The sequence below is a fragment of the Vibrio scophthalmi LMG 19158 genome (genome assembly GCF_000222585.1).
GTDB classification, from domain to species: domain Bacteria; phylum Pseudomonadota; class Gammaproteobacteria; order Enterobacterales; family Vibrionaceae; genus Vibrio; species Vibrio scophthalmi.
In genome coordinates this window covers 35,372-41,695 of record NZ_AFWE01000079.1, presented here as the reverse complement: position 1 = coordinate 41,695, position 6,324 = coordinate 35,372, and the positions used below count along the sequence as shown (strand labels likewise).

6 protein-coding genes and 1 pseudogene are annotated in these 6,324 nt (G+C 44.1%); all 7 read right to left on the bottom strand.

Going from position 1 to position 6,324, the window contains the following annotated elements:
- Positions 1 to 433: 433 nt before the first annotated feature.
- The 7 genes and pseudogenes from fre to trxA all read right to left on the bottom strand — a co-directional run bounded on the left by fre (position 434) and on the right by trxA (position 6,256).
- On the bottom strand, positions 434 to 1,147 hold the full coding sequence (gene fre / locus RH88_RS07235; RefSeq protein ID WP_005594573.1) for an NAD(P)H-flavin reductase: 714 nt from the start codon (positions 1,145 to 1,147) through the stop codon (positions 434 to 436).
- A 14-nt stretch (positions 1,148 to 1,161) separates the two neighbouring features.
- Positions 1,162 to 1,431 (bottom strand): 2Fe-2S iron-sulfur cluster-binding protein, encoded by a 270-nt coding sequence (locus RH88_RS07230; RefSeq protein WP_005594571.1) that lies wholly within the window; start codon positions 1,429 to 1,431, stop codon positions 1,162 to 1,164.
- Positions 1,431 to 1,835 (bottom strand): hypothetical protein, encoded by a 405-nt coding sequence (locus RH88_RS24090; protein WP_420895765.1) that lies wholly within the window; start codon positions 1,833 to 1,835, stop codon positions 1,431 to 1,433. The genes RH88_RS07230 and RH88_RS24090 overlap by 1 nt, the downstream gene beginning before the upstream one ends.
- Positions 1,836 to 1,891: 56 nt before the next feature.
- Positions 1,892 to 3,275 (bottom strand): annotated as a pseudogene (gene ubiD / locus RH88_RS07225) (4-hydroxy-3-polyprenylbenzoate decarboxylase); the annotation flags it as partial.
- Between the two features lie 90 nt (positions 3,276 to 3,365).
- On the bottom strand, positions 3,366 to 4,364 hold the full coding sequence (locus tag RH88_RS07220; RefSeq protein ID WP_005594568.1) for a hypothetical protein: 999 nt from the start codon (positions 4,362 to 4,364) through the stop codon (positions 3,366 to 3,368).
- Between the two features lie 102 nt (positions 4,365 to 4,466).
- Positions 4,467 to 5,726 (bottom strand): transcription termination factor Rho, encoded by a 1,260-nt coding sequence (gene rho / locus RH88_RS07215; RefSeq protein ID WP_005594566.1) that lies wholly within the window; start codon positions 5,724 to 5,726, stop codon positions 4,467 to 4,469.
- 203 nt (positions 5,727 to 5,929) lie between these two features.
- A complete protein-coding gene (trxA, locus tag RH88_RS07210) occupies positions 5,930 to 6,256 on the bottom strand; it encodes a thioredoxin TrxA (protein ID WP_005594565.1) in 327 nt (108 codons plus the stop codon).
- Between the last annotated feature and the right edge of the window lie 68 nt (positions 6,257 to 6,324).

Below are 6,324 nucleotides of genomic sequence, written 5' to 3'. Positions count from 1 at the left end.
CTCGATAACCGAAGTTATCAAATTGGTCACTCAGTTCATTGAACCCAATGTTGTTTCCGAAGAAACAGTCATTGCCTAAGCAATAACTTATTGGATTATCATCAACGAGTGCCCACACAGATTGATAGGTTTATATTGTTAAAGAGCTTGCTGCGAGAGTTTCTCTCGAAGCGGAGGTGAATTCTAACGAGATAACTGAAAGAGTCAAACACTTTTTCAATTTAATTTTCGTGGAACCTTTCACCTCTCTGACTAACGCTGAAGCCTTGCGGCGTCTGCCCTGTCAGTGGATGCGCATTATAGGTAACTGGATTTTATTGGCAAGCCTTTTTGCAAATTAATTCAGAAAAAGTGACTATCCGATGAAATTAGCAGCAATAAGGCAAAAAAGAGGGCTAAAAGCCCTCTTTTTCATCAGAGACATGATGCGCTATTAGATAAAAGCGTAAGCATCTGCAAACATTCTGTCGCTTCTCGCTTGCTTGTTTTGCGTAAATTGCTCACGTGCAGCACCAGCCATTTCAAAGCGACCTGCAATATAGATATCGAAATCTTCTAATACATCAAAATCTTCGCTTACCGCCTCTAGTACATTACCCACTTTTCCGTCCCACTCACCCGGCGCTTGTTCAACAACCGGAATAAAGTGCACATTCGCGTATTGCTCAGATAGGGTGATCAGTTCATCTTTAGCGTAAAGTTGGCTGTTATCGCGCGCTCCCCAGTATAGATAGATTGGATTAGCTTTCTTTTGTGCGACGCAATGATCCAAAATCGAACGTACGTAACTAAAGCCAGTACCACCTGCAATCAATAATAAAGGACGTTCGCTCTCTTCTTTTACCCATGCATCGCCATGAGGCGCATCTACAGTAATCGATGAACCATCAGCCAACGCGGTTTTCATAGCTTCAACCACTTCATGCGCGTAAGCATTTTGCTCCGCCGCACCAATATGCAGTTCAAGTTCCCCTTCATGGCGACAAGGGCTACTCGCAATTGAGAATGGACGCTTATCTTTCTCGCCCATCACGACCATTAGATATTGGCCCGCTTTAAAAGCAACTGGCTGTTCAGGGTGAAGCAGGATGCGATAGGTATTAGCGGCGAGTGACTCTATCGACTTTACTTTGCATTGAATACTCATGGTCTTCCTCTTACTTACTCTTCAAAAGTAAGGACTAAATTACTTTTTGTATACGCAAGGCATGAGAATATCCACCCTTGCTGTTGTTCTTGTTCTGTGAGCATCGGTTCCAGTTCATAATGCACCTCTCCCGATACTTTTTTACACATGCACATCGCGCATGCACCAATCTGGCAACGATGAGGAAAGCTAATATTATTGTTGAGCGCTGCTTCCAATATCGTTTGCCCGACCGGGACTTTAAACGTCACTTGGCTAGGTAATAATGTAACTGTGTTTCCCATTACAGTCCTAATTGATGCCATATTGCATCGATTTTTTCGACCAACAGTGGATCTTTCTTAATGGGTATCCCCCACTCGCGAGAAGCTTCATCACCGAGTTTATTGGTTGCATCCAAAGCAATGCGCCCAACATCAGCATCACGATCAAGTCTGCTATCACGCGCAGGATCCATCCGAGTGGTCACAGCCCATATGACATCATTCCAATCGCGAATGTTCACATCATCATCGCATACTACGATAAACTTAGGATCGACCAGCGAAGATAAATGCGACCATATCGCAGCTATCACCTGTTGTCCTTCACCCGGATTTTGCTTATCAATCGAAACCAATACCATTTGCCCACATAGTGCGCCTTGAGGCAGATAGATGTCACGAATGATTGGGTTCGCCAATTTTATCTGTTCAAGAATCGCATCTGGATCGAATAACTCACCTTTTGACTCAGCAACACTTGAGGCAAGTTCGGCTTGCCACTTTATCGTCGCATCCCAACCAATTTTTGACCCAAGCCCAACAACTGGTGAAGCAAAGTCCAACGAGTCAATCGGCGTATGCTCAATCAACAACGTGTCACGCACAGGATCCATGTTGCTGGTCATTGCTTGCACGACTTCATCCCAATTGCGCGCATTAACTGACTCATCACACACAATGACAAATTTGGTATACATGAATTGACGCAAGAAAGACCACACTCCCATCATCACGCGCTTAGCATGCCCAGGGTATTGTTTCTTTAGCGTCACAACCGCCATACGATATGAGCAGCCCTCTGGGGGTAAATAGAAATCTTCTATCTCGGGAAATTGCTTTTGCAAAATCGGAACAAAGACTTCATTTAATGCTACCCCCAATACCGCTGGCTCATCCGGCGGGCGACCAGTGTAAGTACTGTGGTAAATAGGCTGCTGACGCATAGTGATGTGCGTAATTGTAAAGACGTGATGTTTTTCTTTTTCGTTGTAGTAGCCAGTGTGATCGCCATACGGACCTTCATCAGCAAACTCTTGTGGATCGATATAACCTTCAAACACCATTTCCGCACTGGCTGGTACATCAAGGTCGTTACTCAGTGATTTTACAACTTCAGTACGGCTGCCACGCAACAGCCCCGCAAATGCGTATTCCGATAAACTATCTGGAACAGGCGTCACCGCGCCAAGAATCGTTGCAGGATCGGCACCAAATGCCACCGAGACAGGGAATCGCTCTCCGGGATTTGTTTCCATCCAATCACGCAGATCTAACGCACCACCACGATGAGCAAGCCAACGCATGATGATCTTGTTTTTACCAATTTTTTGCTGGCGATAAATACCGAGATTCTGACGCTTTTTATTCGGTCCTTTGGTGATCGTTAAACCCCACGTAAGCAAAGGAGCTACATCGTCTTGCCAGCAACTCATCACCGGAATTTTATCAAGATCAATCTCTTCACCTTGCCAAACAATCTCCTGACAAGGTGCTTTACGTAAGCGTTTAGCCGGCATATTAAGGACTTGTTTAAAGACCGGCAGCTTATCAAGCGCATCTTTAAAACCACGCGGTGGCTCTGGCTCTTTCAAGTACGCCAGTAATTTGCCAACTTCACGTAGCTCTTTCACCTCAGACCGTCCCATCCCAATCGCAACGCGTTCTGGTGTGCCAAATAAGTTGGTGAGTACCGGATAATCGTAACCAATCGGATTTTCAAACAACAAAGCAGGCCCGCCGGCACGTAGTACGCGGTCACTGATTTCTGTCATTTCATAATGGGGATCAATCGGGTGAGTAATGCGTTTTAATTTTCCAAGCTTCTCAAGCTGGTCAACAAATTCGCGCAAGTCCTTAAAACTCATAGTTCTTCTAATGGCTGGTTAAACTGCATGCAGTATATCAAACAAACAGAGATCTCCGATCCCTGTTTTATATATGGGTATTACGACTCTCTATTGACTAAGAACCTTCAAAATCGCACCACGCTTCACTTTTTTATCGTTAGATACCAGCTCAGATAACCATGTTGAATAACCTTGTTGGGCCAGTTGGCCAGCAACAAAAGAAACCTCATCACTATTGCTCATTCTGGTAACTAAAAACGCTTTAACTTCTTGGCTCATCGGCTTGATACGTGTCAGTTCAGTCAGCGCTTGCTGGCGTAAATTGGGGTTATTGGCCGCTTGCATGATCTGCTGCTGAGCAAAGGTATCCCCTACTTTAGCCAACCGACTTAATTCATTCTGGCTGTGATGATCAACTTTCATTAACCACACCAATTTATAGACCTGCGGATCTTCGCTCACTTGAGCTAGGCGAACCATAACTTCCGATGAAGGCAACCAACTCACGACAACTTCTTGAGTTAATTGCTGCACCAAAGAATCCACCGCTTCTAAAGAGAGGCTATCAAGCTCGCGAACAAAAAGTTTTTCTCGCGTTTGACGCTGGTAATCCGACCCTTCCGTTAACCAATGGCGCAGTTCAAGCTCTTTTCGTTCAGCTTGCATAACAAAATCAAGGGTGGATTGATCTTGCTTCCAACGCTTAAGTAATCGACTCGCGATTGCTGGGAAGTTAAATGCAGGGATACTAAATTCGTAACCATCGCCCCGCTCGAGAACTTGGTAAGTCGGCACCATTACTTTTTGTTGCTCAACAAAAATAGCCATTTTAGGGGTGAGGATAAACTCTTGCTGTTCGAGTTTTTTTAGCAATAGGTAACGTGCTACCTCTTGTTGAGGAAACGCTAATCTTTGTAGGGAAAAATTAAGACTGTCGAGATCATCCTCAACAACATGCAAGAGTAATTCAGCGACTTTGTCATGCATATGATCACTCTGTAGCCAGAGCTCTACCTTTTCAGGTGGCATTTCCGTCGCAACAGCATTGGTCATTCCCAATGCCAATAATATGGATAGGAGAAGCGACGACAACATTCCTTGTTGCATGTTAACCTCCTTGTAACATTTGCATTCATTGTGCTCTTTGCCTAAATAGAATGCAAACAAAAACGCCACCGTAATGACGGTGGCGTTTTTTAAATAACGAAATTACTGGCGACGCATCGCATCGAAGAACTCATCGTTGGTCTTCGTCATCGCAAGTTTATCAATGAGAAATTCCATTGCATCTGTTTCGCCCATTGGGTGAACAATCTTACGCAGAATCCACATTTTTTGTAGTTCGTCAGTCTTAGTCAATAGCTCTTCACGACGAGTACCTGAGCGGTTGAAATCAATCGCTGGGAATACACGCTTTTCAGCAATCTTACGGTTTAGGTGCAGTTCCATGTTACCTGTACCTTTAAACTCTTCATAGATTACTTCATCCATCTTAGAACCAGTATCAACTAGTGCCGTTGCGATGATGGTTAAGCTACCGCCTTCTTCTACGTTACGTGCCGCACCGAAGAAACGCTTTGGACGATGCAGTGCGTTTGCATCCACACCACCCGTTAGAACTTTACCTGATGAAGGAACGACGGTGTTGTAAGCACGTGCTAGACGAGTAATCGAGTCAAGCAGGATAACCACGTCTTTCTTGTGTTCAACAAGACGTTTTGCTTTTTCGATAACCATTTCTGCCACTTGTACGTGACGAGATGCTGGTTCATCGAAGGTTGATGCAATCACTTCGCCTTTTACAAGACGTTGCATCTCAGTTACTTCTTCTGGACGTTCGTCGATAAGAAGTACCATTAATTCACATTCTGGGTGATTGTAAGCAATGCTTTGTGCAATATTTTGCAGCAACATTGTTTTACCCGCTTTTGGCGGAGCAACAATCAAACCACGTTGACCTTTACCAATTGGTGAAGCCAAATCAAGGATACGAGCCGTAATATCTTCTGTTGCGCCGTTACCACGTTCCATAACCATGCGCTCATTGGCATGCAGAGGAGTAAGGTTTTCGAACAGGATTTTGTTACGTGCGTTATCTGGCTTGTCGTGGTTTACCGTATTTACTTTCAGTAGAGCAAAGTAACGTTCGCCATCTTTTGGTGGGCGAATTTTTCCGGCAATCGAATCACCTGTACGTAGGTTGAAACGACGAATTTGACTTGGTGATACGTAGATATCGTCAGGACCAGCAAGGTAAGAGCTGTCCGCGCTACGAAGGAAACCAAAACCGTCTTGTAGAATTTCCAGAACCCCATCGCCAAAAATATCTTCACCGCTTTTTGCATGCGCTTTTAGGATGGCAAAGATGATGTCTTGTTTTCTTAGACGAGCAAGGTTTTCAAGGCCCAAGCTTTCGCCAAGTTTGACAAGATCAGAAACAGGTCTGTTCTTCAGTTCTGTTAGATTCATGGTGGTAGATGCTTGTTTAGTCAAAATAGGATCTGTTTTGTAGTTAAGATGGATTCGGTCTCTGGATCGACCAAGAAGAGAATACTTGTTTAATTTACGTGCGATAAATTAGCACTAAATACTAGCCTAGTCTATCTTTTGTTGCCGTTCAAAAACAAAACCGCACATTGATAAAAATGTACGGTTCTATTTAACAGCGAGTATTACAGATTAGCGTCCAAAAACTCTTTCAACTGAGTTTTAGACAGAGCGCCAACTTTCGTTGCTGCTACGCTACCGTCTTTGAAGAGTAGTAACGTTGGAATACCGCGAATACCAAATTTTGGTGGCGTGCCAGCATTTTGATCGATATTTAGTTTACCGATAGTGAGCTTGCCTGCGTACTCTTCTGAGATTTCGTCAAGAATTGGGGCAATCATCTTACAAGGACCACACCATTCTGCCCAAAAATCAACAAGAACTGGGCCTGCAGCATTGATTACGTCGTTTTCAAAACCTTCATCAGTTAGCTGCAAAATATTATCACTCATCGTCCACTCCACTGTATTTTTCGGAACTGGTTGGATGATAACCAGTATTGAGATGCCCTATTGGAATG

Coding starts and splice junctions, on each gene's coding strand:
- rho (WP_005594566.1), bottom strand. CDS start 5,726: ATGAATCTAACAGAACTGAAGAACAGACCTGTTTCTGATCTTGTCAAA.
- RH88_RS07230 (WP_005594571.1), bottom strand. CDS start 1,431: ATGGGAAACACAGTTACATTATTACCTAGCCAAGTGACGTTTAAAGTC.
- fre (WP_005594573.1), bottom strand. CDS start 1,147: ATGAGTATTCAATGCAAAGTAAAGTCGATAGAGTCACTCGCCGCTAAT.
- RH88_RS07220 (WP_005594568.1), bottom strand. CDS start 4,364: ATGCAACAAGGAATGTTGTCGTCGCTTCTCCTATCCATATTATTGGCA.
- trxA (WP_005594565.1), bottom strand. CDS start 6,256: ATGAGTGATAATATTTTGCAGCTAACTGATGAAGGTTTTGAAAACGAC.